We start from the raw sequence: 25,217 nt of genomic DNA on the forward strand, positions 1-25,217 counted from the left end.
GCTTTCTCTTTTATTGGCACCCACAAATGTGTGGCTGCGATACGGGGCTTAGGTTATCGCTAAGTGAGTCGAAAAATCGAAACGCCCGTCTGGCTAGTACTCATAAGCACGATTCCTAGATCCTTTGAATACCCAAGGGCTATCGGTGTTCCAACGGCACTCTTCGCATCGACTAATACGCCTTTGCTATCAAATGTAAGTAGCAGCGCAGTTGGTTTACTTGGTTTCCAATTAGTAATTCCTTTTATCGCAGAAGCAGATGCAAATGCTGCAAAGTGAGAGCCGCCTGGACCGAGTGCAGAATATGTAGCACCAGTGGATGCAAATCTATAAGTCCACGATGGTGAAAGATTAGTTGCAAACTTAGTTAAAGCGCTCTCAAACTTTTGACCCGTTTGCACAGAACCTGTTAAAAATAGCGAATTTGTTGCAGAGAGCCATTCACGCTTAGCTTTGGCCGCAGAGCTGCGTATTAAAGAAGTAAGTTTTCCTGCACTTGAGTACTTTGCAATAATTCCGTCGCGATATCCCGCAACTTTCTTTCCAGCAAGAGTTTCAGCGCTATTTCCAATCGCATACACACTGGCATCGGTTCCACGAACAACTACATCGATAGTGGTATCACTTACTCCAAGGAAAATAGGTTTTACAAATTTTCCTTCTGAGTCAGCATTGAGAATTACTCCAGAATTTCCAGTATCTGTGGCCCGCACTCCACCGAGAGTAATTCCCTTAGCATTAACTGCAATTGAGTTTATGAGTAACGCCGTAAGCGGCTCAGCTGTATACGTTGCTACGAGTGCGCCTGTATTTGAAACCTTCCATATTGTTGCAACAGTTAAATCTGCGCGCATAGGAACCTTTGGATCTACAACTACATTGTCAGGATTAATTGGCACTGCAGTTGGTGTTGGACTTGGTGTCACAACAGGTGCAACAGCGCTAGATCCTGCAATCCAAATATTTCCTGTGCTATCTGCAGCCATTGCCGTTACAATACTTGCAACTCCTTGCGTCAGGGCCAAACGCCATTTTTCGATTCCGTCAGAGCCAATAGCACGAACACTTGAATCATTGAGCAAAACAATTGATGAACCAACAACAAACATTTTTGTATCTACAGTGACAGGTGCTGCAAGGTTAAGAGCAACCATCGCTTTTACAGTAACTGGTTTTGGAGCAGCAGTTGCGCCTTGTGTAGAAAAAATAAGTGAGAGAGAAAGAAGTGAAACTACAATCTTTTTCACGGGTATGTAATTACGCAAGTTCCTGCGAACGATCACGCGCTGCCTTCATTGCTTTTGCAACAATGCCCCCAAAATCTGATTCATTAAGAGATGCCAGCGCAGCAGCAGTTGTTCCATTTGGACTCGTTACGTTTTCACGCAGAGTTGTTGCACTCTTTCCTGATTGATCTAACAATGTTGCAGCCCCGAGCATTGTTTGCGCCGTCAAAGTTGTTGCTACATCTTTAGATAATCCAAGTGCCATAGCGCCGTCAATCATGTGTTCGGCGAATGCAAAGAAATACGCCGGCCCTGATCCGCTCGTTGCCGTAATTGCATCCTGTAAATCTTCTGTCACTTCAACAACCTTTCCGGTTGCGCCAAGAAATGCGCTAACAAAGGCTGCCTGTGAATCACTGACGCCAGCACCGCGAGACATGCCTGACATCCCAACGCCAACTAATGAAGGTGTATTTGGCATCACTCGAATAACAGGGTTATTTGCACCTAGGTGCGATGAGATAAATGAAGTGCTCTTACCCGCAGCAAATGTAATAACTAGTGCACCAGCCTTGATTGAGCCTTTGATCTCATCTAATGCAGCAGCCATGTCTTGTGGCTTAACAACTAGTAGTAAGACATCGCTACCGCTGACATTGGTTGCAAGGTCGCAGACACAGATTCCATAGCCTGCAATGAGCTCTTGTGCTCGTTCTTCACGCTTTTCACTGACACATATAGATGAAGCTTTGATTCCATATTTAATCAGGGCTGCAATGAGTGCTTCGCCCATAACTCCGGCACCGATAACACCAACTTGTGAAGGTTGTAGTGGCTTTGTTTCGGTACTCATGTTGCTAAGGATACCTGTACGCTCTGCAACTATGTCTGAAATAAAGCCTGGGTTCGCACGTGATTGGGTTGAATTCACTGACCCTAATGACGCCGAAGAAATCTTTAAGTGCGACCTCACATGGTTGACCTCCAACTGGACCTGTATTTATGGCGATGGTTGCAAAGGTGTATTTAAAGATCGTCCAAATGATGGCTGCTGCACTGAAGGTGCAATGTATTCAGATAAAGAAGATGAAGAGCGCACATTAAAGGCCGCCGCAATGTTGACTCCAGAAATGTGGCAATTCTTTGATGAAGCACAGCCAAAGAAATCTGGTGGCAAGTTAAAAATTTCAGAAAAAGATGAAGATAAAGAACGTAAGACTCGCACCATAGATGGCGCATGCATTTTCTTAAATCGTAAGGGTCACAAAGCAGATGGCTTTACTGGTTCATTTGGTTGCGTACTTCACCACTTGGCAGAAAAAGAAAAAATTCACTTTGTTGATACAAAACCAGATGTATGTTGGCAATTACCACTGCGACGTTCATTTGAAACTCGCGAATTCGGCGAGCGCGAAATTTCTGTAACAGTTATCGGAGAATACGAGCGTCTTGCATGGGGCGAAGGCGGAGAAGATTTCGATTGGTACTGCACAAGCAACACTGAAGCTCACGTTGGATCACAACCGGTTTATATTTCAAACAAAACCGAGTTGCAGACTCTCATGGGCAAAGATGCTTACGCAGTGCTGGCCAAACTATGCGATCAGCGCATTGCCGGCATCAAAGATGCGCAAAAGCGTTCACTTCCACTCTTTGTTATTCAACACCCAGCCACAATTGCGGCAGGCAAATAGTCAGTACTTGCCTCTAGGCTAAGCGCCATGGCAAAGGTTGAGAAGGATCCATTTCGCTGCACCGAATGTGGGTGGAGTGCGAACAAGTGGGTTGGCCGTTGCGGTGAATGTCAGGCATGGGGCACTGTCGAAGAAATAAATGCACCAAAGCGTTTATCACTTGTTCCTGGCGCAGTAACACATAAAGCAACACCAATCGGCGATGTAGATCTATCGGCCGCAAGTGCTAAACCAACAGGAGTCAGCGAATTAGATCGCGTTCTCGGTGGCGGACTCGTTCCAGGTGCTGCAATTTTGTTAGCCGGTGAACCCGGTGTTGGTAAATCAACTCTTCTTCTCTCTGTTGCCGCGCAAACTGCAAAAGTTGGAATCCGCGCCCTCTATATAAGCGGTGAAGAGTCAGCATCTCAAGTTCGCTTGCGCGCAGAACGCATTAACGCAATTGATTCCGAATTATTTTTAGCCTCAGAAACAGATCTCAGCGCCGTTATCTCTCATATCGACATCGTTAAACCGCAGCTGCTAATTATCGACAGTATCCAAACTATTGGTTCAGCTGCAGCAGATGGCGCACCTGGTGGTGTTACACAGGTTCGCGAAGTTGCTGGTGCACTTATTCGTATCTGCAAAGATCGCGACATCACTCTGCTTCTAGTTGGTCACGTGACAAAAGATGGCTCAATTGCAGGTCCTCGCATGCTTGAACATATCGTCGATGTTGTCCTGCAATTCGAAGGCGAGCGTCACTCACGCCTTCGCTTAATTCGTGCGATTAAAAATAGATTTGGCGCAAGCGATGAAGTTGGTTGCTTTGACCTCAGCGATAGTGGCATCGAAAGTGTTTTGGATCCAACGGGCCTATTTACTTCACGCCATAGCGAGCCTGTGCCTGGCACATGCGTAACAGTCACACTCGAAGGACGCAGACCGCTACTTGCAGAGATTCAAGCACTAGTAAGTGCGGGGCGTGAAAATGATTTCGGTAATGCACGCCGCGTCACAAGTGGTTTGGATTCAGCCCGCACATCAATGACTCTGGCTGTTCTTGAACTACGTGCACATGTAAAAGTTGGTGGGCGCGATGTCTATGCAGCAACTGTTGGCGGCATGAAGATGTCCGAACCGGCTGCAGACCTTGCACTGGCTCTATCTGTGGCATCTGCTGCAAAGGGTTTAGCTCTTCCAGCAGACCTTGTTGCAATTGGTGAAGTCGGTTTAGCTGGTGAAATAAGAAAAGTAAGCGGTGTAGAACGCAGACTTGCTGAAGCATTTCGTCTTGGATTCAAACGCGCACTTGTTCCTGCAGGCTCTGATGTAAAGATCGCCGGAATGGAAATCGTAGAAGTTTCTCGACTTGATCAAGCTCTCACTAGGGTAAAAATTAACGGCGAATGAGCCACTTAGAAAAAGAGATCACCACTTGGTTTAAAATGAACAAACGTGATCTTCCATGGAGAAAGACAAGTGCATGGGGCGTTTTAGTTTCAGAAATAATGTTGCAGCAAACTCCCGTCGCACGCGTAGAACCCATCTGGCACATTTGGATGAAACGGTGGCCAACTCCAAAAGATTTAGCAGCGGCGTCTGCGGCTGATGTAATTAAAGAGTGGGGACGACTCGGTTATCCACGTCGTGCATTGCGCTTACGAGAATGCGCCCAAGTAATTGCGTCAGATTTTAATAACAAAGTTCCGGATAATGAAATCCAACTACGTAAATTACCTGGCATCGGTGATTACACGGCGGCAGCGGTTATGGCATTTGCTTTCCAAGAACGCTCACTCGTTCTGGACATCAACATCCGTCGCTTGTTCTCTCGTATCTATGACGGTGTTCAATCCCCAACTGCTGCGCCCAATAAAACAGAGCGCGCAGCACGCGCAGAGTTAGTGCCAACAAAGAATGCACATATGTGGGCTGCTGCAACAATGGAACTCGGTGCGCTGATTTGTACGGCGCAAAAACCTAAGTGTGAAATATGTCCAGTCGCGGATTCCTGTAAGTGGCGATCACTTAATTACCCACAATCAGATCAACCAAAGCGCACACAAGCATGGAATGGCACCGATAGACAGTGCCGCGGAATCATTGTGCAAGCACTTCGTGAGAATGATTCACTCACAGAAAAAGAGATTAAGAAGTTATGGGTACTCGAATCACAAGTAGAAAAGGCTTTGAAAACACTTCTGGCCGATGGGTTAATTACCCAATCGGCCAGAAGTAAATACTCGTTACCTAATTAGGCAGTTGGAGCCTCTGCAAGATTTTCAGGTGAATCTGGTGTTGTAGTTTTTGGTGCACCTGTGAATGTGAACTTAGCTTCGGTTCCTTCGCCTTCAACATCTACAACGATGATTTCACCAGCGTTGAGTTCGCTAAAGAGAATGCGCTCTGAGAGTGCATCTTCGATTTCACGTTGAATTGTGCGACGAAGTGGACGTGCACCAAGTAGTGGATCGTAACCACGATCTGCAAGTAATCCCTTAGCAGCAGTTGTAAGTTCGATTCCCATATCTTTTGCACGCAAGCGCTCATCAAGGTTTGCAATCATGAGATCAACGATCTGAATGATTTGATCCTTAGTGAGCTGGTGGAAGACGATGACATCATCAATACGGTTGAGGAATTCTGGACGGAAGTGTGACTTAAGTTCATCACTAACTTTGCCCTTCATGCGCTCGTAGTTTGTTAGATCATCATCAGTGTTTGCAAAGCCGAGTCCAAGACTCTTTGAGATATCGCGTGTTCCAAGGTTTGTAGTCATGATGATGACTGTGTTCTTGAAGTCAACAGTGCGTCCTTGCGCATCTGTTAGGCGACCATCTTCGAGTACTTGAAGAAGTGAGTTAAAGATATCTGGGTGTGCTTTTTCAATTTCATCAAAGAGCACAACGGAGAATGGACGACGACGAACTTTTTCAGTGAGTTGTCCGCCTTCGTCATATCCAACATAGCCCGGAGGTGCACCGAATAAACGTGATGCGGTGTGACGTTCTGAGTACTCAGACATATCGAGTTGGATTAACGCATCAGCATCTCCGAATAAAAATGATGCAAGTGTGCGTGAAAGTTCTGTCTTACCAACACCGGAAGGACCAGCGAAGATAAATGATCCGCCAGGACGCTTTGGATCTTTAAGACCAGCGCGCGTACGACGAATTGCTTGTGACAACGCCTTAATTGCTTGATCTTGTCCGATCACGCGGCGGTGTAGTTCATCTTCCATACGAAGAAGTCTTGCTGTCTCTTCTTCTGTTAATTTAAATACTGGAATACCAGTTGAGGCAGAAAGAACTTGTGCAATTAACTCTTCATCAACTTCTGTGACCTTATCTAGATCAGTTGCTTTCCAATGCTTCTCAGCTTCTAGTTTTTCTGCGATGAGATTCTTTTCAGTATCGCGAAGTCCAGCTGCCTTTTCAAAATCTTGTCCGTCAATTGCGGACTCTTTTTCTTTACGAGCATTTGCGATCTTGTCATCGAATGCGCGCAATTCAGCTGGTGCTGTCATGCGCTTAATGCGAAGACGTGAACCTGCTTCATCGATTAAATCAATTGCCTTATCTGGCAAGAAACGATCTGAGACATAACGATCTGCCATGTTTGCAGCGGCTGCGAGTGCACCATCTGTGATTGATACACGGTGGTGTGTTTCGTAGCGATCGCGTAGACCTTTAAGAATTTCAATTGTGTGAGCCACAGATGGCTCTTTAACCTGAATTGGTTGGAAGCGACGTTCTAGCGCTGCATCCTTTTCTAGGTGCTTGCGATATTCATCAAGTGTGGTTGCACCAATTGTCTGTAATTCACCGCGAGCAAGCATTGGCTTCAAGATGCTTGCAGCATCTATTGCACCTTCGGCGGCTCCTGCGCCAACTAGTGTGTGAATTTCATCGATGAAAAGAATAATGTCGCCGCGAGTTTTAATCTCTTTGAGAACTTTCTTTAGACGCTCTTCGAAATCTCCGCGGTAACGTGAACCTGCAACGAGTGCACCAAGATCTAGTGAGTACAGCTGCTTATCTTTCAAAGTCTCTGGCACATCATTTTTAACAATTGCTTGTGCAAGTCCTTCAACAACAGCAGTTTTACCAACACCTGGTTCACCGATTAATACTGGGTTGTTCTTTGTGCGACGTGAAAGAACTTGCATCACGCGTTCGATTTCAAGTTCGCGACCAATTACTGGATCGAGTTTTCCTTCACGCGCTGCTTGTGTGAGGTTGCGACCGAATTGATCGAGTACCAAAGATGTCGATGGTGTTCCTTCTGCTGGTCCACCGGATGCAACTGCTTCTTTTCCTTGGTAACCAGAGAGAAGTTGAATAACACTCTGACGTACACGATTTAAATCTGCGCCAAGTTTTACAAGAACCTGTGCGGCAACGCCTTCGCCTTCACGAATAAGTCCAAGAAGAATATGTTCTGTTCCAATGTAATTGTGACCAAGTTGTAGCGCTTCACGAAGTGATAGTTCAAGAACTTTTTTAGCGCGCGGCGTAAAAGGAATGTGGCCACTTGGTGCTTGCTGACCTTGTCCAATAATTTCTTCTACTTGTGCGCGAACACCTTCGAGTGAAATTCCAAGAGATTCGAGGGCCTTGGCTGCAACGCCTTCGCCTTCGTGAATAAGTCCAAGAAGGATGTGTTCTGTACCAATGTAATTGTGATTGAGCATGCGAGCTTCTTCTTGCGCCAGCACAACAACGCGTCGGGCTCGATCTGTAAACCGCTCAAACATTGGTGGTCTCCTTCTTACTTATTTCTTCGTTGGATAAGCCTAGCCCGAAGGGGGCATGGCTCGCGAGATGAGTTCTACATAGGTTTGAACCCCATATATGGCGTATTTATGCCCGAAATACCGGCAGATCTAGAGTTTTTTGAGCATACGAGTGTTGCCCAAGGTGTTCGGCTTAACACTTTCAAGGTCTAAGAACTCAGCGATACCAGCGTCATAGGAACGAAGCATCTCGGCATACACATCAGCTTCAACGGGTGTTCCTTGAATCTCTTCGAAACCATGTCGACCAAAGAATGTAGTTTCAAATGTAAGACAGAAAATTCTTTTCACACCAATTTCGCGTGCACGCTCTTCAATTGCTTGCATTAATTGATGGCCAACACCTGTGCCACGCAATCTTTCAATAACTGCAACGGTGCGAACTTCTGCGAGGTCTTCCCATAAAACGTGAAGGGCTGCGCAACCAACAACTTCACCATTATCTATCGCAACACTAAATTCTTGAACACTTTCATACAAAGTAACTGTCTCTTTTGTGAGCAAACGTTTTCCGACAGCGTATGTATCAATGAGTGTGCGAATGCCTTTGATGTCAGATGTGCGGGCGGGACGAATTTCCATATTCAATTATTCAGCTTCTGGTTTAACCAATGGAAAGAGAATTGTTTCGCGAATTCCAAGTCCCGTTAGGGCCATTAACAAACGATCCACACCCATTCCCATTCCACCAGTTGGTGGCATTGCAAACTCCATTGCGCGCAAGAAATCTTCATCTACTTGCATCGCTTCCAGGTCACCCTTAGCACCGAGTTTTGCTTGTTCAACTAAACGATCGCGTTGAATAACAGGATCAACTAACTCTGAATAACCTGTTGCTAATTCAAATCCATCAATATAGAGATCCCACTTTTCTGCCACGCCAGGAATTTCTCGGTGTGCACGAACAAGTGGTGATGTATCAACTGGGAAACCCATAACAAATGTTGGAGCAATCAGTTGATCTTTTGCCACGTGCTCAAATATTTCTTCTGCAAGTTTTCCTGCAATCCACTTAGGGTCAATCTTTATGCCTAATTTCGTTGCAATACGCTTTAAATCATCAACTGTTGTAAGGGCACTTACTTTCTCCCCAACTCCTTCAGAGATTGCGTCATAGAGTGAAATCTCTTTCCATGTGCCACCAAGGTCAGCTTTGCGACCATCGTGATGTGTAACAACGTGTGAACCAGTAATTGCCATTGCTGCATTTTGAACAAGCTTTTGTGTGAGTGCGGCTATTGATTTCCAATCACCATATGCCTGGTAACTCTCGATCATTGCAAACTCTGGTGAGTGAGAAGAGTCAGCGCCTTCATTTCTAAAGTTTCGATTGATTTCAAATACTCGCTCTATTCCGCCAACAACGCAGCGCTTGAGGAATAACTCTGGTGCAATACGCAAGAAGAGTTCCATGTCATAGGCGTTTGAATGCGAAACAAATGGTCGAGCAGCAGCCCCACCATGCATAACCTGCAGCATTGGTGTTTCAACTTCAACAAAGTTTTCATTGTGGAATGTTTCGCGAAGGGAGCGCATCACCGTTGGACGAAGCCGTGCGTATTCGCGCGCTTCTGGGCGAACAATTAAATCCACATAACGCATGCGAACACGAGTCTCTTCCGACATTGGCTTGTGTTCATTTGGAAGTGGACGAAGCGCCTTTGACGCCATCGCCCACGAGTTAGCAAGAACAGATAGCTCGCCACGCTTTGATGAAATGATTTCACCAGTGACGCTTACAAAGTCACCAAGATCAACATCGCTTTTCCATGATTCAAGTTGCTCTTCGCCAACTTTGTCTAAGGAAATCATTGCCTGTAATTCTGTTCCGTCGCCTTCGCGCAGAGTTGCAAAACAAAGTTTTCCTGTGTCACGTTTGAAAATAATGCGACCACTGACGCTATGAACATCTCCTGTTGCACTATCAGTTTCGATGTTTGCGTACTGTGCACGAATTTCTACAAGTGTTTTTGTGCGAGGCACAGATACTGGATATGGCTCGATTCCGCGCTCAATAAGGCTCGCACGCTTCTCGCGACGAATGCGCAGTTGTTCCGGTAGATCGTCCTCGATGCTCATAGGCTTGTAATCCTACCGAGTTACGAGTTTCTCTCGTGTATCAGGCGCAGCCCAATCAAAGTTAAATCAGGCTCGTGGTGATCAATTGTTTCGCTGACTCCAATTATTAGCGGGGCAAGTCCACCAGTTGCAATAACAGTTGGGCGCGTTCCAAATTGGTCTAGTAATTCTGTTGTTATTCGGTCAACTAAACCATCTACTTGCCCAGCAAATCCATAAATTGTTCCAGATTGCAAAGCTTCAACAGTGTTTTTACCAATCACATTCTTTGGACGTACTAATTCAACTTTGCGTAACTGAGCGGCGCGTGCTGCTAGCGCATCTACTGAAATTTCAATACCCGGCGCAAGTGCTCCACCGAGAAATTCTCCCTTAGGAGAAATAACATCAAGATTTGTTGAAGTTCCAAAATCCACAACAATTGCAGGTCCGCCGTACAGAGTATGAGCGGCAAGAGTATTAACAATTCGGTCTGCGCCGATTTCTTTTGGATTATCAACTAATAGTGGCACACCAGTTTTAGTGCCAGGTTCAACAATTGTGACTTCAACATCCGCAAAATAATCCGCGATCATTGTTCGCAATTCACGAAGCGTTGCTGGCACTGTCGAACAAATTGCTAAAGCAGATACTTTGTAATCGCGCACAAGCGCGCCGTATTGCAGCCACAACTCATCTGCAGTGCTGCGTGGATCAGTCTTTACACGCCATGAGCGCACAAGTTCTTCGCCTTTAAAGATTCCTAGAACTGTGTTGGTATTACCAACATCTACGGTGAGCAACATGGCTTACTCCACTTCCATATCTAGTCCGATATCAAAATTTGGTGCTGAATGCGTCAGCGCTCCAACTGCGATGTAATCAACTCCTGCTTCGGCATATGCACGTGCGTTTTCGATTGTGATTCCACCCGATGCTTCAAGTTTTGTGGCGCCAGCAACTAGTGCAACTGCTTCTGCGCATTGCTCTGGATCCATGTTGTCCAAAAGAACTAAACCTGGCTTAAGCGGTAGAACATCGCGTAATTGCTGCAGATTATCTACTTCGATTTCAATTTCAGATGTCGGAAACTTTTCATGAACGAGTGAGAAAGCAGCAACGACGCCACCTGCAGCTGCAATGTGATTATCTTTAATGAGGGCAGCATCACTTAAGGACAAGCGATGATTTGTTCCTCCACCCATGCGCACTGCATATTTTTCTAGTGCGCGCATGCCTGGCGTTGTTTTACGTGTATCTCTAATTTTTGTTTCTGTACCGGCAACTGCATTTACCCATTGGGAAGTAAGCGTTGAGATACCACTGAGGTGTCCTAAGAAATTAAGTGCCGTGCGCTCTGCAAGCAAAATACCGCGAGCATTTCCAGATACTTTGATTAATACTGTTCCGCTTTTAACCAGATCTCCATCTTTAACCAAGGCAGTGGCATCGGTGACACCGACTTCAGCCAGCGTTGCAATTGCCATATTAATACCCGCAATTACTCCCTCGTTGCGTGCAACAAATTGTGCGCTTACTTTTGCATCGGGCGAAAGTGTTGCCATAGAAGTGATGTCGACACCACCATTTAAATCTTCAGCAATAGCTCGTTTGATTAATTCGCGATCGATCATGAGTGGTTCACCTCCTGATACTCAGTGCGCCATTGTCCACTCTGATCCATCTGTTGAACAATTCTTTTGTGCCAATCATTGCTCTGGTGCGGAAAGTCTTCACGCCAGTGGGAGCCACGGGTTTCTTGACGAATTAAGGCTGCTCGCAAAATTGTGTTTGCTAGTTGAAATAGATTTGTTGTTTCCCATGCTTCAACACATGCAGCTGTACTGGTGCGACCTTCGATGCGAGATAAATCATTAGACGTTGCAATTAGTGAATCGGCAGAGCGCAACACACCTGCGCCACGGCTCATGCTGGCTTGCAGTGTTTTGCGAACACTTGGATCAAGTAAAAATTCTGCAGAGTTATTCTCAACGGGTTCTGAAAACTCTGGCAAGTTCTTGCTGATATCTGCGGCAATACGAGCACTAAATACAAGACCTTCTAATAGTGAATTTGATGCAAGACGATTTGCTCCGTGCACACCAGAGCAAGCAGTTTCACCACATGCAAATAAGCCTTTAACACTTGTGCGGCCATCAAGATCTACTCGCACGCCGCCTGATGCATAGTGAGAAGCGGGCGCGACAGGTATTAACGCACTCGTTGGATCAATACCGTGTGCAATACAGGATGCGTAAATGGTTGGGAATCTCTCTTTAAATCCACTTAGGTGGCGAACATCAAGCCAGACATGGTGCGCGCCTGTGCGATTCATCTCGCGCATGATTGCAATTGCAACTACATCGCGAGGTGCAAGCTCTGCCATTTCATGCTGGCTCTTCATGAATCTTTCGCCCGCATCATTTAACAAATATGCACCTTCACCGCGCACAGCTTCACTAATCAATGGTTGTTGACCTTCGGAGTTATCTCCCAACCACAAAACAGTTGGGTGAAATTGAATAAATTCAACATCTGAAACCTTCGCACCAGCGCGAAGTGCAAGTGCAACGCCATCACCAGTTGATACAGATGGATTAGTTGTTTGTGAAAAAACTTGTCCAAGTCCACCAGTTGCAAGTACTACTGCTCGACCGATTGCGCGACCCACACCATCTCTAGAACCGGCGCCAATAACGTGCAGTGTCACGCCACAGACTGCGCCATCAGAATTTTTGAGCGCATCTAATACCAATGCGTGTTCGAGAACTTCGATCTGCGGATCGTTATGAACTGCAGCCAATAGCGCACGTGATACTTCTGCACCCGTCGCATCCCCACCTGCGTGCAGAATGCGATTGCGGTGATGACCACCTTCGCGAGTCAGCGCGATTTCGCCACTTTCTTCTAAATCAAATGATGCACCGCTTTCGATTAATCTACGCACCGCATCTGGTCCTTCACTGACCAATACTTTTACTGCAGCAACATCGCATAATCCTGCGCCAGCATCGAGTGTGTCTTTTTCATGTTGATCAGGTGAATCACCCGGACCAAGGGCAGCTGCAATGCCACCTTGTGCCCACTTAGTTGAACCCTCATCAACGCGCGCTTTTGTCACGAGCAATACAGATAAACCAAATGTTCGAATCTGCAGCGCAGTTGTTAAACCTGCAATTCCGGATCCAACAACAATGACATCGGCGCGCGAAGTCCACCCTGGATTAGGAGCAAGTAACTTCATTGGGCGCCGCCGTTCATTGGCATATTGTCAATCAAACGGATGCCATTTACCCAACCGGCGATAATTGCACGCTTATTTGCATCGCTTTGCTGGGCCTTTTCAAAGTTGTTTTCATTAATGATTTCTGCGTAATCCAGAGTAAAGGATCCCTCGCTACTTAAAACTTCTGCCATAACGCTGCGTGCACCATCAATACTCTTTTCATTTGCCGCAGCCCGCAATGCTTGGTAAATAACCAATGCCGCATTTCTATCTGATACTCGCACATTGCGAGAAGAAAGTGCCAAGCCATCTGCATCACGAACAGTTGGTGCACCAATTATCTGCACATCAGATTTCATAGATTTAATGAGGGTGATTTGTTGAAAATCTTTTTCACCAAATATTGCCCACGTTGGTTTTACTAATCCAAATAATCGATTAACAACGGTTAGAACACCATCAAAGTGGCCAGGACGTTTAACTCCTTCATAAATATCACCAAGTGCTCCAGCAGATATTTTTGTTACTTCTCCTGGATAAATTTCATCAACGTTAGGAAGCCATAGATCTGTTGCACCAGCACTTGCTGCAAGTTCAATATCAAACTCTGGAGTCCGTGGGTATTTTGCTAAATCATCTTTATTCTCAAATTGCAGGGGATTAATAAAAATACTGACAACAACTCTGTCGCTATATTCGCGAGCCTTTTTTATAAGAGATGCATGACCAGCATGTAATGCGCCCATAGTTGGAACAAATGCGCAGGCGCCATCGACAGTTAACTCTGTAGCACTTACTGCGATCTTCATCTTGTGGCTCCAGTCCTTTCAGGTACCGGGCGATGATGGGTTAATTCTAAAGCGAAGGTGGCAATTGCTCCAAAAGTTGATCAATTCGCCCGTGCGTAAGCAATATCGCATCAGGCTCTATTTCATGCCACGGTTGCAAAACAAAGCGCCGCTCATGTGCACGTGGATGCGGCAGCGTTAATTCTTCACTTTTTGAAAGCAAGGTGCCGTATGAAATTAAATCTAAATCAATTACTCGTGGGCCCCAATGTACTTCTCGAACTCGACCCATGCTCTTTTCAATTCCATGCAAGAGTGAGAGTAAATCGGCTGCAGGTAATTCACTTTCCAGTGTCACAACTGCATTGATGTAATTATCTTGTTCTGGACCGCCCACAGGCTCTGTTTCATAGAGCGAGGAAACAGCAGTGACATCAGTTGCCTGCTTGAGTAATTCGATTGCTAATTCAATTGCTTTGCGTGGTTCTTCAAGGTTGGCACCGAGTGCAACAACAGCTTTCATCGCGTGCGATCAATCCTGACGCTAATATCTTGAACAGGTGCACTCACTGGTGCATTTGGTTTATGAACTGTGATTGCAACGCTTTTGATTCGCGCATCTTGGGATAAAACTCTGTCAGCAATACGGCCTGCAAGACGTTCAATTAATTGAACACGCTCTCCCGTAATTTCTGAGACAACAGCATCGGTTATTGCGCCGTAATCAACCGTGTCTTTTAGTTCATCGCTTTCGCTGGCCTTATCTAAATTAACCCGTAATTCGACATCAACAAAGAAATCTTGCCCATTTGCTGCTTCATGTTCGAAGACTCCGTGATAGCCAAAAGCTTTAATGCCAGTGATCGTGATCAAATCATTCACTTGGCACCTGCAATGACATCAACGTGTGGTTTCACGCTATGAACTCTAACGCCCCAAATACCTTGTGGCACAAGAGTCTTTGTTAATTCAATTGTTGCCACTTCACGTTCATCGGGATTATCCCCGCCAAGAAAGCGTTTACGGGATGCGCCAATTAATACTGGATAGCCCATAGATGTGAATTTTTTAAGGTTTCGTAATATCTCCCAATTATGTTCTGCCTCCTTTGCAAATCCCAAGCCCGGATCAATAATGATTTGTGACTTGTTAATACCAGCATCTAGTGCGGCATCGATCTGTGAATTCAGCTCTGAAATAACATCACTGACCACATCTGTATAGATTGCCCGCGAATTCATCTGCTTAGACTCTCCGCGCCAATGCATCAATATGTAAGGGACTCCAAGTTTTTTAACTGTTGCGAACATTGCAGGATCTGAAAGCCCGCCGCTGACATCATTGATAATCGAAGCACCGAGTTGCACTGCTTTTTCTGCAGTATCTGCGCGCATTGTGTCGATACTTATTTTCACACCACTTTTTGAAAGCTCTGCAATAACTGGTAACACGCGTGCTTGTTCTTCTTCTGCGCTGATGCGATCAGCTCCTGGCCGCGTTGATTCACCACCGATATCGATGATGTCCACGCCTTCGGCAATCATTTCTAGAGCGCGAGCAACACCTGCTTCAAATGAGTTATGGCGTCCACCATCTGCGAATGAATCAGGAGTGAGATTTAAAATCCCCATGACCAACATGGGATTTACCGATTTGTAATTAAGCTAATTGCTTCGGAGCGAGTTGCGGCATCGCGCAAAATTCCGCGCACAGCACTTGTAACTGTGCGTGCTTCTGACTTTCTTACTCCACGCATAGACATACATAAGTGTTCGCAATCAATAATGACGATCACACCAGCGGCATCAAGAATTTCAACCATCGCATCTGCTATTTGAGAAGTCAGGCGCTCTTGCACTTGTGGGCGTCGTGCAAATAAATCTACGAGACGTGCAACTTTTGATAGTCCAGTTATTTTTCCACTTGGGATATAGCCAACATGTGCCACACCATGAAATGGAGTTAAGTGATGTTCACAGTGAGAAAAGACTTCGATATCGCGAATAATGACGAGTTCTTCATGTCCAATATCAAAAGTAGTTGTTAATACATCCTCTGGTGATTGCCACAAACCTGCAAAGTTTTCTTTAAACGCTCGTGCAACACGTGCGGGAGTATCTCTTAATCCTTCGCGATCTGGATTTTCACCAATAGCGATCAGTAACTCTTTAACTGCACGCTCTGCACGTTCGTGATCGTATTCATGTAGTGCTCGACCATCGTGTGGGCCCATTGATGCCGGGCTTATCTCACTCATTCGTCGCTTTTCTTGCCGCGAGTTGTGCGCTTCTTAACATCATCCGGTGTGCTCTCAATTCGAGCTGGCACATCTATTGGAGGAAGTTGAGAAGGAATACGCATTGCAGAACCTGTCCATGCAGGACGGTTGTTGCGCTTTTTAATCTTTTTAAAGATCTTTGCAATCTCATCTTTATCAAGCGTCTCTTTTTCAAGAAGTGCCAAGACCATTGCATCTAGAGTCACGCGATTTTCAACGAGTAATTCATATGCTTCATGGTGGGCATTTTCAATAAGTTTGCGAATCTCAGCATCAACAATTGCTGCAACGTTTTCTGAATAATCACGTTGGTGGCCAAAGTCGCGACCCATAAATGGTTGGGATGTATCTGAGCCAAGCTTGATTGCACCAATTGCCTCAGTCATTCCATATTGCGTAACCATTGCGCGAGCAAGGGCTGTCGCCTTTTCAATGTCATTAGAAGCACCAGTTGATGGATCGTGGAAGATTAATTCCTCCGCTGCGCGACCACCGAGTGAATACGCCAACTGATCAAGTAATTGATTTCGAGTTGTTGAGTACTTGTCATCATCTGGCAAGACCATTGTGTAACCAAGGGCGCGACCACGAGGCATGATCGTAATTTTGTGAACAGGATCTGTATGAGGCAGTGCATATGCAACAAGTGCATGTCCTGCTTCGTGATAGGCAGTAACACGACGTTCATCATCAGACATGATGCGAGATTTGCGTTGTGGGCCAGCCATAACGCGATCAATTGCTTCATCTAACTCTGCATGTGAAATAACTTTCTTCTCTTCGCGAGCAGTCAATAGAGCAGCTTCGTTAAGAACATTTGCAAGGTCTGCGCCAGTAAATCCTGGTGTGCGCCGTGCGTAGGAAACTAGTTGAACATCTTTAGCAAGTGGCTTTCCTTTTGCATGCACCTTAAGAATTTCTTCGCGTCCCTTGAGATCTGGGCGGTCCACAGCAATCTGTCGATCAAAACGTCCTGGACGCAATAATGCAGGATCTAAAACATCTGGTCGGTTAGTTGCTGCAATTAAAATGACTGAGCCATTGGCTTCAAAGCCATCCATCTCAACTAGTAATTGATTAAGAGTCTGTTCGCGTTCATCATGTCCGCCGCCCATACCGGTGCCACGTTGGCGACCAACAGCATCAATTTCATCTACGAAAACAATCGCTGGTGCATGAATTTTTGCTTGTGCAAATAAATCACGAACACGTGCAGCGCCAACTCCGACAAACATTTCAACAAAGTCAGAACCTGAGATTGAATAGAAAGGAACGCCTGCTTCTCCAGCAACAGCGCGTGCAAGGAGAGTCTTTCCTGTTCCTGGAGGGCCGTATAACAAAACGCCCTTTGGAATCTTTGCACCAATGGCTGCGTACTTAGGTGGATTAGCTAAGAAGTCTTTTATCTCGCGAAGTTCTGCGATTGCTTCATCTGCACCTGCAACATCTGCAAATGTAGTTTGTGGAACATCTGGATCTTGTAACTTCGCACGTGAGCGACCAAAGGAGAATACTTTTCCACCGCCACCTTGTGCTTGGCTCATCATGAAGAAGAAGAGCAAGCCAATGAGCAAAATTGGTGCAAATGAGAATAGGAATGAAACAAAGAGTGATTGCTTCGGAACATCAACAGTCCAGCCCTTTGCAGGTGGATTGCCAGTAAGTGCGTCAATAACTGTTGGTTCTTGGCGAACAACGTAGGAAGCAACTACTTTGCTGGAGCCATTAATTGTTTTGCCAGCTTTTAACTCAAGTCTAAGTTTTTGTTCTTTATCAACAAGAATTGCAGATTCAACATCAGATCGTGAAATTGCATCGAGTGCTTCAGAAGTTTTGATCTGTGTGTATTGATTTCCGGCATTTGAGATCTGTCCAAATACTGTGACAGCCACAATTGCAGCAATAATCCAAAAGAGTGGTCCGCGAAGAATTCGCTGTGAGCGAGTCAATTGCTTCTTAGGTCCAGGTTTTGCAACCTTCTTCTTCGGCAACTTAATTGGGTTAATTGAGTTTGGTTTCTTTGCTTGCACCATTGTGTGTTCTCCTAGGAGTACATGTGCTTAGCAAGCACACCAATGAAGGGAAGGTTGCGATACTTTTCATCAAAATCTAATCCGTATCCGATTACGAAATCAGATGGAATATCAAAGCCAATATATTTCACATTTACTTCCACCTTGGCAGCCTCGGGCTTACGAAGGATTGTAAGAATTTCAACATTTGCAGCTCCACGTGATTCAAGGTTTGCTTTTAACCACGAGAGAGTTAAACCAGTATCAACAATGTCTTCGATAATTAAAACGTTGCGACCTGTGATGTCTCGATCAAGGTCTTTAAGAATTCGAACAACACCACTTGATTTAGTTCCGGAACCGTAGGATGAAACAGCCATCCAATCCATTTCAACGTGGCGTTGCAGGGCACGTGAAAGATCGGCAACAGCCATTACCGCACCCTTTAAAACACCAAGTAATAAAAGGTCTTTGCCTGCATAATCTTTATCAACTTGGGCAGCTAATTCTTTAATTCTTTTTTGCAAATCTTCTTCGCTCACAATGACGCGTTCAATATCTTTTGAAACTGCGCTGAGATCCAAGATGAGCTCCTTCTTATTAACTGGCCTGTGATGGGCTTACTGCGAGAGCGAAAGTCTGCCCGAAATTCGGCTAACTCTCACACCGCCGGGTAGATCAGACGGGCCTTGCCCGCTCCAGTCGGTGATTAACGCCTCAATTGGGGCGATGTGATCGGCGCTGATGGACCCTGATGGAGCACCTGCGGCATAAATGGCCATTCGAAGAACTCGAGTGCGAATCGCCTTGGGCAATTTTTCAAGCCGAGAAATATCTAGTGAAAGTGGTTGGTGTGACACAAATTCTGCTTCTGCTAATTGATCAAGTGCATCTGCATCATCGCGCAGTAGTGATGCTGTGCGTGCAAGGGCAGCTGAAATTCCAGGACCTAAGTTTTTTTCTAAATGAGGAATTACATCGTGGCGCACTCGAACACGTGTAAAAGTTTTGTCAGCATTGTGTGGATCATCCCAAGGATCGAGTTGTGCTTCAGCGCAGGCGCCTAAAGTTTCTTCACGAGTGATTGAAAGTAGCGGACGAATATATTTTCCATTACGTGCTGCCATCGCAGATAAAGAACGTGCACCGGATCCACGAGTGAGACCGAGTAAAACACTTTCGGATTGATCATCTCGAGTATGTCCGAGAAAAACAAATACAGCTCCAGTTTTTTCAGCGCAAGCATCGAGTGCTGCATAACGTGCGCGGCGCGCAGATGCTTCTAGCCCATCTGTAATTTCAACATCGACTTTAACAACATGTGTTTTTTCAATTCCCATTTTTAATAGTGCTGCAACAACTTTTTCTGCCTGCACAGAAGATTGCGATTGCAATTGGTGATCAACGCTAACGCCTTCAATGCGCACAGCCATTTTCGGTGCTTCTAAACTCAGCGCATAGGCAAGGGCTAGTGAATCGGCGCCGCCAGATACTGCGACCAAAATTAAATCACCTGCTGTGCAATCCTTGAGAGCGCTACGAACCGCAGAACGAATCGCAACGGTGTTGGCAGACATGGCCTAAGACTAGACCCGACCGCCAAATGGCATAAGCCCCTTAACGCTGTAGATATTGGAGTAGAGCAAGCCTTTTCCTTTTGAATTTGCTTCCCACATCATGCCGCCACCTGCATAAATTGTTATGTGGTGAATTGTTGAAATGGTTCCTTTATAAGAATAGAAAAGTAAATCACCCGGTACTAATTCACTCAGGCTTACGTGCTTGGTATAGCCCGAGTAAAGCGCGGAGTTAAGGCGATCCCAATTTGGCCATCCAAGTCCTGCTGATTTATATGCTGCATAAACCAAACCGGAACAATCAAATGAGTTCGGTCCTTCAGATCCCCAAATGTATGGCTTACGCGCTTCTACTTGTTTCTTAGCAAATGCAACTGCAGTAGCACGTTGTGCCTCTGTTGTGCGAGATGTTGAACGACCTTTAAATCCAATATCCGGCCAGACCTTTGCTTGGTTTGGCGTAAAGGTTGCAGTATTTGCTTGACTCTCTTCAAGTAATGCAAGTGCTCGTTGTTGTTCAAGAGTTGTGCGCACCTTTCGAGCACTTAACAACTCTTTCATCAAATCATCTTGAATCTTTTGAAGTCGTGAAACCTCTTTTTGTTGTTCGGTCTGCGCATCATCTGCCGTCTTCTTGGCAGCTGCTACTTTTTCCGTGGCTCTTACCTGAACTAATTTTGCGTTATCGGCTTGAATCTTTGCAGCCTTAGCAATTACTTCTGCTGCTTTAAAACGATTAAGCGCAGTTGTGTTTTGCGCACCTAATGAATCTAGCGTTGTGAGTTGATCAACTAAATCTTGTGGTCCATTTGCACTGAGCAATGGTTCGATATCGGTAAGGCTTCCACCCATAACAAATGCGTTGACTGCAAGTTTTCCAATTGTGCGATGCGCTGCACTTACTTGCGCGGCTGTTTCTTGCGCGTGTGCTGCTGCAGCATTAGCAGCGGTAGTTGCAACTGCTAACTCTTTCTGTGCTTTGACATACAAAGCACGTGCAGCGGTGGCTTTAGCTGTTAATCCTCGAAGTGTTTGTGTGGCCGATGCTAATTTCTTTGCAGCCGCATCTGCAGCTTTTTTCTTTGTCGCTTCAGCTTTTTTTGCCGCTTCAATTTGAGCAAGAGTTGGTTTTGGTGTTGCAGCGTATGCGGGGGCACTCGTGATTGTTAGCCCAAGAACCACAGCAAGAACTACAGCTCGGTTACGGCTCACTAAGTACAACCTCCATGGGGGAAGAGATGTACTAAGGATAAAGAATGAGCCCGCGCAAAGCGGGTATTTAACTTTGTGAGTTTTCTGTGTCCTAATTTGCAACATCGCGGCGAGAAAAAAGCACCGCTGCAATTATTGAAATAGCAATCACATATGCCCCACCAACCTGCATTGCATGCGAATATGAAATCGTTTCTGATCCGCCTTCTGCAATCGTATTTAACTGTGACCCAGGCAACCATCGCAGGGCACTTTCTTTAACGGCGCCCAATAGATTTTCAATAATGAGTATCCAGAGCACACCGACAGAAATCGAGCTAATGGGAGAGCGCAACAGTAGGCCCAGAGCCATACCGAATACTCCAAAGCCAAAGACTGCAATAAAGACATTAATAATTGTGTGAATAATCGAAGACCATCCATCACTGGTAAACCATAGATCTGTTGAAACTTTCGCACCTGGTGCTAAAGCAACCGAAATGCCAATACTGACAACCGCGCTAAATAAGACCATGACCCCTGCAAAAATAGTGTTCGCAATTAATTTGCCACCAAGGATTCGCAAGCGCCCAGATTGGCGCACTAATAAATTACGCAACGTGCCATATGTATATTCCTGCGCTGTCTGCGCCGCGAAAACACAGAGCGCAATGATTCCGAGTAGTCCTCCAACTGATGAGAAACCAGTGACTGAACCAGATGCTAGAACGAGTACTTCTCGCCCAATTTGTCGACCACGATCTCCGTTGCCATCTGGATCATCAATTAACAAGAACAGGAACGAAGTAATCAGCGCAGAGAAAAATAGCGCTGCGCCCAATGTGCCAAGAACCAAAGTAGGGCGACGAAGTTTGCGTAATTCGGCCAACACAACGCGGAACATTATTTCTCCCCCGTCATTTCAAAGAAAGTCTCTTCAAGGTTTGGTAATTGCGGAGTGAGTTGCGCCAAAGTTATCCCTGCATCAAATGCTGCGCGGTTAAGCGTTGCTGCCCAATCTGCATCGGCCTGCACATGCACTTCGCTATTTCTAATCGTTGCGCTGTGACCCATTGATGTTGCAATCCCAAGAATCTTTTCCAGATCTCCAGGGTTTTGTCCCTTAACAATGAGAACATTTTGTTGAGCAAGTAATAACTCTTCAATCTTTCCTGCAAATACAACTTCACCTTTGCGAAGCATGACTAAGTAATCGCTGATGATTTCAAGCTCAGATAACAGGTGGGATGAAACAAATACTGTTGTTCCTGTATCCGCCAATGAGCGCAACAACGCGCGCACTTCTTGAATACCTTCTGGATCAAGACCATTTGTCGGCTCATCCAACATAAGTAGTTTTGGATTTGGCAGTAAAGCCGCGGCAATACCTAAGCGTTGTTTCATGCCGAGTGAATAAGTCTTGTATTTAGATTTTGCGCGATCTCCAAGTCCAACTTGATCAAGCAAGGTTTGCACGCGCTCAATTGGAAATCCACCAAGTGTTGCTAAAACCTTCAAGTTCTCCGCACCTGTGAGTGCTGGATAAAAGGCTGGTCCTTCAATCATTGCGCCAACTTGTGAAAGATATTTTTCTGGTTCATCAATGGAAGCATCTAGTACTTGCCCGCTGCCACCGGTATGGGAAATCAAACCAAGCAACATTCGCATCGTTGTTGTTTTGCCCGAACCATTTGGTCCCACGAATCCGCAGACAGTTCCGAGTGGAACATCAAAGTTGATATGCGAAACAGCCATGCGATCGCCATATTTCTTGCTCAGATCGCGTACTGATATCGCCATAGTGGACATGTCCCCACTATCTCACAGGCGATTACACTTAATCCATGTCAAAGCGCCCCTGGGGATACCAACCCCGATCCGAGCGTCCAGATCCCAATTGGACTCTTGATCCACAAACACAAGCAGTGCGTGCAGGTCTTGCACGTTCTGGTTTTGGTGAAACATCTGAAGCGCTATACCTCACAAGTGGTTTTACTTATTCAAATGCAGAAGAAGCAGAAGAAGCTTTTATCGATGAAACAGATCATTTTGTTTATGGACGTTTTGGAAATCCAACAGTTGCAATGTTTGAACAAAGACTTGCAGCCCTTGAAGGCGCAGAGTTTTGCGTAGCAACTGGTTCTGGAATGTCAGCGATGTTCGCATCCGTTGCGTGCCTTGTTAAGGCCGGAGATCGCGTTGTCGCATCGGCTTCAATGTTTAGTTCGTGCCATGTTGTTCTCACAGAGATTTTGCCTAAGTGGGGCGTCACTGTAGAACTCGTTAAGGGCAATGACCCAAGTGCGTGGGCAAAGGCACTGAGTACTCCAACCAAGGCAGTATTTCTTGAAACACCAAGTAATCCGATGCTCGACATCGTAGATATCAAGATGGTCAGCGATCTTGCTCATAAAGTTGGCGCAACCGTGATCGTCGATAACGTTATGGCATCCCCTGTCTATCAAAAACCATTACAACTTGGCGCCGATGTGGTTATGTATTCAGCCACCAAGCACATTGACGGACAAGGCAGAGTTTTAGCTGGCGCAGTTCTTGGTTCATTTGCATATATGCAAGAACACTTCTTGCCATTTTTCCGCCACACTGGACCAACTATTAGTGCATTTAATGCGTGGATACTTCTTAAATCCCTTGAAACAATGCAGATGCGTGTTGAAAAGATGAATGCAAGCGCGCAAGAGATCGCAGAATTTCTTGAAACCCGCAAGGAAGTTAAGTCTGTGCGCTATCCAGGACTTAAATCCCACCCTGACTACGCCCTGACTCAAAAGCAGACAGGTGGCGCTGGCGGCACAAATATTTGCATCGAATTAAATGGCAACAAAAAAGATGCTTTCGCATTCGTTAATCGCCTTGTTCTCATTGATATTTCAAATAATCACGGCGACAGCAAGACACTTATTACTCACCCGGCATCAACCACCCACAAGCGTTTAAGTCCAGAGGTTCAGGCAGAAATGGGCATTACTCCATCGGTATTGCGTTTATCTGTCGGCCTAGAAGCAAGTGTGGATTTAATTAAAGATTTAACTCAAGCTTTTAAAAGCTGAGCAACCACTAGCAATACAGATAACAAACTTAAATACGTAATAGACCACTGGAAAATCTTTCCTGCAACCTTTGTGTAATCAGGGGTTCTCTCGCGAAGTTGAATTAACTGCCCCGCAAATACAAGTCCTAATCCAATAGTTAGAATAAGTGCCCACAACTGCAGATCTGCAAAACGAATCAACGCAATGGATGAAACAATCATCGCAACGGTGTGTAGCCACATTTCGCGGTGCACACGATTGCGAGTGGCAACCACAGGCAACATCGGAACATTTGCGGCTGCATAATCATCTTTATATTTAATTGCCAACGCCCAAAAATGTGGTGGGGTCCAGAAGAAAATAACCATAAAGAAAGCAACTGCTGTCCAGGAAAGTGAATTAGTAACTGCAGCCCACCCAATAAAGACCGGCATACATCCCGCAGCACCACCCCAAACAATATTTTGCGCAGTGCGACGCTTGAGTCCCATCGTATAAACAACAACGTAGAAAACAATCGCAATGAGAGTTAATAACGTTGCAAGGGGAGTTGTGAAAACCCAAAAGACAACTAAAGAAAGAATTGCAACAATCGTTGCAAAGATAGTTGCCTGCACTTTGTTCAAAACACCAGTAACCAATGGACGCTTAGAAGTACGCGCCATCAACTTATCGATATCACTTTCAATGATCATGTTGTATGCATTCGCTGCCCCTGCAGCCAAAGTGCCACCAATAATTGATGCAGCGGTCACAACTAATCCAGGAAGTTTTCCTTCAGCTAAAACGAGTGCTGGCACTGTTGTGACGAGTAATAACTCAACAACACGTAATTTCATTAAATCTAAATAGCCGCGTCCTTGTTCGGCAGCGGTAAATGTGCTCACTGTCATAGATTACCCGCCATTATTTTTCTCGCTTCACAGACCCTTCTAAGGAATGAGTAATACATTTCACTTAACGAAAGGTGCACACGATGGAACCCATGAAAAAGCCTGAATGGTTCGAACTCGCAGAAAGTGATGGCCCAAAGCCACGACCAGTCCTTAAAAGCGGTTTTAGAACACTTGCTCTTTCAATCCCTTTATTGGCAATAAGTGTTGGTGTTGTTGCAGCTCAAACAAGCAACGAATCCCCAGCGATCGCAGAAACAGAAAGTGTTGCTATAGCCTCTGCCGCTCCATCGATCACATCAAATGTTGCACAGCCTAAAGCTTCCATTGGCACACCACCGCTTCCACCTACTGGTGGAGACGATGATGATGACGAGTTTGAAGATGAAGACGAGGATGAGGACGACGAAGGTGATGACGACTAACTAGTCCCTCCACTAC

The 25,217-nt window shown here is 45.6% G+C and carries 25 protein-coding genes; 5 read left to right on the forward strand and 20 right to left on the reverse strand.

Annotated elements, in window-relative coordinates; all coding sequences use genetic code 11:
• Positions 1-59: 59 nt before the first annotated feature.
• A complete protein-coding gene (locus tag PHILAsVB114_RS06475; protein WP_095698544.1) occupies positions 60-1,247 on the reverse strand; it encodes a hypothetical protein in 1,188 nt (395 codons plus the stop codon).
• A 10-nt stretch (positions 1,248-1,257) separates the two neighbouring features.
• Complete coding sequence (proC, locus tag PHILAsVB114_RS06480) at positions 1,258-2,079, reverse strand: pyrroline-5-carboxylate reductase (protein WP_095698545.1); 822 nt, start codon at positions 2,077-2,079, stop codon at positions 1,258-1,260.
• Positions 2,080-2,110: 31 nt separating this feature from the next.
• Here proC and PHILAsVB114_RS06485 point away from each other — a divergent pair, with 31 nt between their 5' ends.
• The 3 genes from PHILAsVB114_RS06485 to PHILAsVB114_RS06495 are packed head-to-tail and all read left to right on the forward strand — an operon-like array spanning position 2,111 to position 5,163.
• Entirely contained in the window at positions 2,111-2,920 is an 810-nt protein-coding gene (locus PHILAsVB114_RS06485) for a DUF3109 family protein (protein ID WP_095698546.1), read from the forward strand.
• Between the two features lie 27 nt (positions 2,921-2,947).
• A complete protein-coding gene (gene radA, locus PHILAsVB114_RS06490) occupies positions 2,948-4,315 on the forward strand; it encodes a DNA repair protein RadA (RefSeq protein WP_095698547.1) in 1,368 nt (455 codons plus the stop codon).
• Between the two features lie 35 nt (positions 4,316-4,350).
• Positions 4,351-5,163, forward strand: coding sequence for an iron-sulfur binding domain-containing protein (locus PHILAsVB114_RS06495; protein WP_204246788.1), 813 nt, complete (start codon positions 4,351-4,353; stop codon positions 5,161-5,163).
• Here the strand turns inward: PHILAsVB114_RS06495 and PHILAsVB114_RS06500 are convergent.
• From PHILAsVB114_RS06500 to PHILAsVB114_RS06580, 17 genes are all read right to left on the reverse strand, one after another.
• Positions 5,160-7,661, reverse strand: coding sequence for an ATP-dependent Clp protease ATP-binding subunit (locus tag PHILAsVB114_RS06500; RefSeq protein WP_095698549.1), 2,502 nt, complete (start codon positions 7,659-7,661; stop codon positions 5,160-5,162). The genes PHILAsVB114_RS06495 and PHILAsVB114_RS06500 overlap by 4 nt on opposite strands.
• A 129-nt stretch (positions 7,662-7,790) precedes the next feature.
• Positions 7,791-8,282, reverse strand: a complete 492-nt coding sequence (locus tag PHILAsVB114_RS06505) for an amino-acid N-acetyltransferase (RefSeq protein ID WP_095698550.1) — start codon at positions 8,280-8,282, stop codon at positions 7,791-7,793.
• A 6-nt stretch (positions 8,283-8,288) separates the two neighbouring features.
• Positions 8,289-9,779: a lysine--tRNA ligase gene (gene lysS / locus PHILAsVB114_RS06510; protein ID WP_095698551.1), complete on the reverse strand. Its 1,491-nt coding sequence runs from the start codon at positions 9,777-9,779 to the stop codon at positions 8,289-8,291.
• A 20-nt stretch (positions 9,780-9,799) separates the two neighbouring features.
• Positions 9,800-10,564 carry a type III pantothenate kinase gene (locus PHILAsVB114_RS06515; protein ID WP_095698552.1) on the reverse strand — a complete coding sequence of 255 codons (765 nt, stop codon included), beginning with the start codon at positions 10,562-10,564 and terminating at the stop codon, positions 9,800-9,802.
• 3 nt (positions 10,565-10,567) lie between these two features.
• Positions 10,568-11,392: a carboxylating nicotinate-nucleotide diphosphorylase gene (gene nadC, locus PHILAsVB114_RS06520; protein WP_095698553.1), complete on the reverse strand. Its 825-nt coding sequence runs from the start codon at positions 11,390-11,392 to the stop codon at positions 10,568-10,570.
• Positions 11,389-13,002 (reverse strand): L-aspartate oxidase, encoded by a 1,614-nt coding sequence (locus tag PHILAsVB114_RS06525; protein ID WP_095698554.1) that lies wholly within the window; start codon positions 13,000-13,002, stop codon positions 11,389-11,391. Before PHILAsVB114_RS06525 ends, nadC begins: the two co-directional genes overlap by 4 nt.
• Positions 12,999-13,793 carry a pantoate--beta-alanine ligase gene (gene panC / locus PHILAsVB114_RS06530; protein ID WP_095698555.1) on the reverse strand — a complete coding sequence of 265 codons (795 nt, stop codon included), beginning with the start codon at positions 13,791-13,793 and terminating at the stop codon, positions 12,999-13,001. The genes PHILAsVB114_RS06525 and panC overlap by 4 nt, the downstream gene beginning before the upstream one ends.
• 46 nt (positions 13,794-13,839) lie before the next feature.
• A complete protein-coding gene (folK, locus tag PHILAsVB114_RS06535; protein WP_095698556.1) occupies positions 13,840-14,295 on the reverse strand; it encodes a 2-amino-4-hydroxy-6-hydroxymethyldihydropteridine diphosphokinase in 456 nt (151 codons plus the stop codon).
• On the reverse strand, positions 14,292-14,654 hold the full coding sequence (gene folB, locus PHILAsVB114_RS06540; RefSeq protein ID WP_095698557.1) for a dihydroneopterin aldolase: 363 nt from the start codon (positions 14,652-14,654) through the stop codon (positions 14,292-14,294). Before folB ends, folK begins: the two co-directional genes overlap by 4 nt.
• Entirely contained in the window at positions 14,651-15,412 is a 762-nt protein-coding gene (gene folP, locus PHILAsVB114_RS06545) for a dihydropteroate synthase (protein WP_095698558.1), read from the reverse strand. Before folP ends, folB begins: the two co-directional genes overlap by 4 nt.
• Before the next feature lie 5 nt (positions 15,413-15,417).
• The gene (gene folE, locus PHILAsVB114_RS06550; protein ID WP_095698559.1) at positions 15,418-16,029 is read right to left on the reverse strand and encodes a GTP cyclohydrolase I FolE; all 612 of its coding nucleotides are present in this window, start codon (positions 16,027-16,029) and stop codon (positions 15,418-15,420) included.
• Positions 16,026-18,083, reverse strand: a complete 2,058-nt coding sequence (gene ftsH, locus PHILAsVB114_RS06555) for an ATP-dependent zinc metalloprotease FtsH (RefSeq protein ID WP_095698560.1) — start codon at positions 18,081-18,083, stop codon at positions 16,026-16,028. Before ftsH ends, folE begins: the two co-directional genes overlap by 4 nt.
• A gap of 11 nt (positions 18,084-18,094) precedes the next feature.
• Positions 18,095-18,646: a hypoxanthine phosphoribosyltransferase gene (gene hpt, locus PHILAsVB114_RS06560; protein ID WP_095698561.1), complete on the reverse strand. Its 552-nt coding sequence runs from the start codon at positions 18,644-18,646 to the stop codon at positions 18,095-18,097.
• 36 nt (positions 18,647-18,682) lie between these two features.
• Positions 18,683-19,639, reverse strand: coding sequence for a tRNA lysidine(34) synthetase TilS (gene tilS, locus PHILAsVB114_RS06565; RefSeq protein WP_095698562.1), 957 nt, complete (start codon positions 19,637-19,639; stop codon positions 18,683-18,685).
• 9 nt (positions 19,640-19,648) lie between these two features.
• The gene (locus PHILAsVB114_RS06570; RefSeq protein WP_204246789.1) at positions 19,649-20,851 is read right to left on the reverse strand and encodes a C40 family peptidase; all 1,203 of its coding nucleotides are present in this window, start codon (positions 20,849-20,851) and stop codon (positions 19,649-19,651) included.
• A 91-nt stretch (positions 20,852-20,942) separates the two neighbouring features.
• Positions 20,943-21,734 carry a DUF2705 family protein gene (locus tag PHILAsVB114_RS06575; protein ID WP_095698564.1) on the reverse strand — a complete coding sequence of 264 codons (792 nt, stop codon included), beginning with the start codon at positions 21,732-21,734 and terminating at the stop codon, positions 20,943-20,945.
• A complete protein-coding gene (locus PHILAsVB114_RS06580; RefSeq protein ID WP_095698565.1) occupies positions 21,734-22,639 on the reverse strand; it encodes an ABC transporter ATP-binding protein in 906 nt (301 codons plus the stop codon). The genes PHILAsVB114_RS06575 and PHILAsVB114_RS06580 overlap by 1 nt, the downstream gene beginning before the upstream one ends.
• A gap of 35 nt (positions 22,640-22,674) precedes the next feature.
• Between PHILAsVB114_RS06580 and metZ the strand changes: the two genes are divergently transcribed.
• Positions 22,675-23,901: an O-succinylhomoserine sulfhydrylase gene (metZ, locus tag PHILAsVB114_RS06585; RefSeq protein ID WP_095698566.1), complete on the forward strand. Its 1,227-nt coding sequence runs from the start codon at positions 22,675-22,677 to the stop codon at positions 23,899-23,901.
• Here the strand turns inward: metZ and PHILAsVB114_RS06590 are convergent.
• Complete coding sequence (locus tag PHILAsVB114_RS06590; protein ID WP_204246790.1) at positions 23,883-24,770, reverse strand: heme o synthase; 888 nt, start codon at positions 24,768-24,770, stop codon at positions 23,883-23,885. The genes metZ and PHILAsVB114_RS06590 overlap by 19 nt on opposite strands.
• 89 nt (positions 24,771-24,859) lie before the next feature.
• Here PHILAsVB114_RS06590 and PHILAsVB114_RS06595 point away from each other — a divergent pair, with 89 nt between their 5' ends.
• Complete coding sequence (locus PHILAsVB114_RS06595; RefSeq protein WP_095698568.1) at positions 24,860-25,201, forward strand: hypothetical protein; 342 nt, start codon at positions 24,860-24,862, stop codon at positions 25,199-25,201.
• Positions 25,202-25,217: the final 16 nt, after the last annotated feature.

Origin of the sequence: Candidatus Planktophila limnetica (assembly GCF_002288365.1) — a bacterium.
In the GTDB taxonomy this organism is placed as follows: domain Bacteria; phylum Actinomycetota; class Actinomycetes; order Nanopelagicales; family Nanopelagicaceae; genus Planktophila; species Planktophila limnetica.

Excerpts from the sequence above, each read along its gene's own strand:
- proC (WP_095698545.1), bottom strand. The coding sequence starts at position 2,079 with ATGAGTACCGAAACAAAGCCACTACAACCTTCACAAGTTGGTGTTATC.
- PHILAsVB114_RS06485 (WP_095698546.1), top strand. The coding sequence starts at position 2,111 with ATGTCTGAAATAAAGCCTGGGTTCGCACGTGATTGGGTTGAATTCACT.
- radA (WP_095698547.1), top strand. The coding sequence starts at position 2,948 with ATGGCAAAGGTTGAGAAGGATCCATTTCGCTGCACCGAATGTGGGTGG.
- PHILAsVB114_RS06495 (WP_204246788.1), top strand. The coding sequence starts at position 4,351 with ATGAACAAACGTGATCTTCCATGGAGAAAGACAAGTGCATGGGGCGTT.
- PHILAsVB114_RS06500 (WP_095698549.1), bottom strand. The coding sequence starts at position 7,661 with ATGTTTGAGCGGTTTACAGATCGAGCCCGACGCGTTGTTGTGCTGGCG.
- PHILAsVB114_RS06505 (WP_095698550.1), bottom strand. The coding sequence starts at position 8,282 with ATGGAAATTCGTCCCGCCCGCACATCTGACATCAAAGGCATTCGCACA.
- lysS (WP_095698551.1), bottom strand. The coding sequence starts at position 9,779 with ATGAGCATCGAGGACGATCTACCGGAACAACTGCGCATTCGTCGCGAG.
- PHILAsVB114_RS06515 (WP_095698552.1), bottom strand. The coding sequence starts at position 10,564 with ATGTTGCTCACCGTAGATGTTGGTAATACCAACACAGTTCTAGGAATC.
- nadC (WP_095698553.1), bottom strand. The coding sequence starts at position 11,392 with ATGATCGATCGCGAATTAATCAAACGAGCTATTGCTGAAGATTTAAAT.
- PHILAsVB114_RS06525 (WP_095698554.1), bottom strand. The coding sequence starts at position 13,002 with ATGAAGTTACTTGCTCCTAATCCAGGGTGGACTTCGCGCGCCGATGTC.
- panC (WP_095698555.1), bottom strand. The coding sequence starts at position 13,793 with ATGAAGATCGCAGTAAGTGCTACAGAGTTAACTGTCGATGGCGCCTGC.
- folK (WP_095698556.1), bottom strand. The coding sequence starts at position 14,295 with ATGAAAGCTGTTGTTGCACTCGGTGCCAACCTTGAAGAACCACGCAAA.
- folP (WP_095698558.1), bottom strand. The coding sequence starts at position 15,412 with ATGTTGGTCATGGGGATTTTAAATCTCACTCCTGATTCATTCGCAGAT.
- folE (WP_095698559.1), bottom strand. The coding sequence starts at position 16,029 with ATGAGTGAGATAAGCCCGGCATCAATGGGCCCACACGATGGTCGAGCA.
- ftsH (WP_095698560.1), bottom strand. The coding sequence starts at position 18,083 with ATGGTGCAAGCAAAGAAACCAAACTCAATTAACCCAATTAAGTTGCCG.
- tilS (WP_095698562.1), bottom strand. The coding sequence starts at position 19,639 with ATGTCTGCCAACACCGTTGCGATTCGTTCTGCGGTTCGTAGCGCTCTC.
- PHILAsVB114_RS06575 (WP_095698564.1), bottom strand. The coding sequence starts at position 21,734 with ATGTTCCGCGTTGTGTTGGCCGAATTACGCAAACTTCGTCGCCCTACT.
- PHILAsVB114_RS06580 (WP_095698565.1), bottom strand. The coding sequence starts at position 22,639 with ATGTCCACTATGGCGATATCAGTACGCGATCTGAGCAAGAAATATGGC.
- metZ (WP_095698566.1), top strand. The coding sequence starts at position 22,675 with ATGTCAAAGCGCCCCTGGGGATACCAACCCCGATCCGAGCGTCCAGAT.
- PHILAsVB114_RS06595 (WP_095698568.1), top strand. The coding sequence starts at position 24,860 with ATGGAACCCATGAAAAAGCCTGAATGGTTCGAACTCGCAGAAAGTGAT.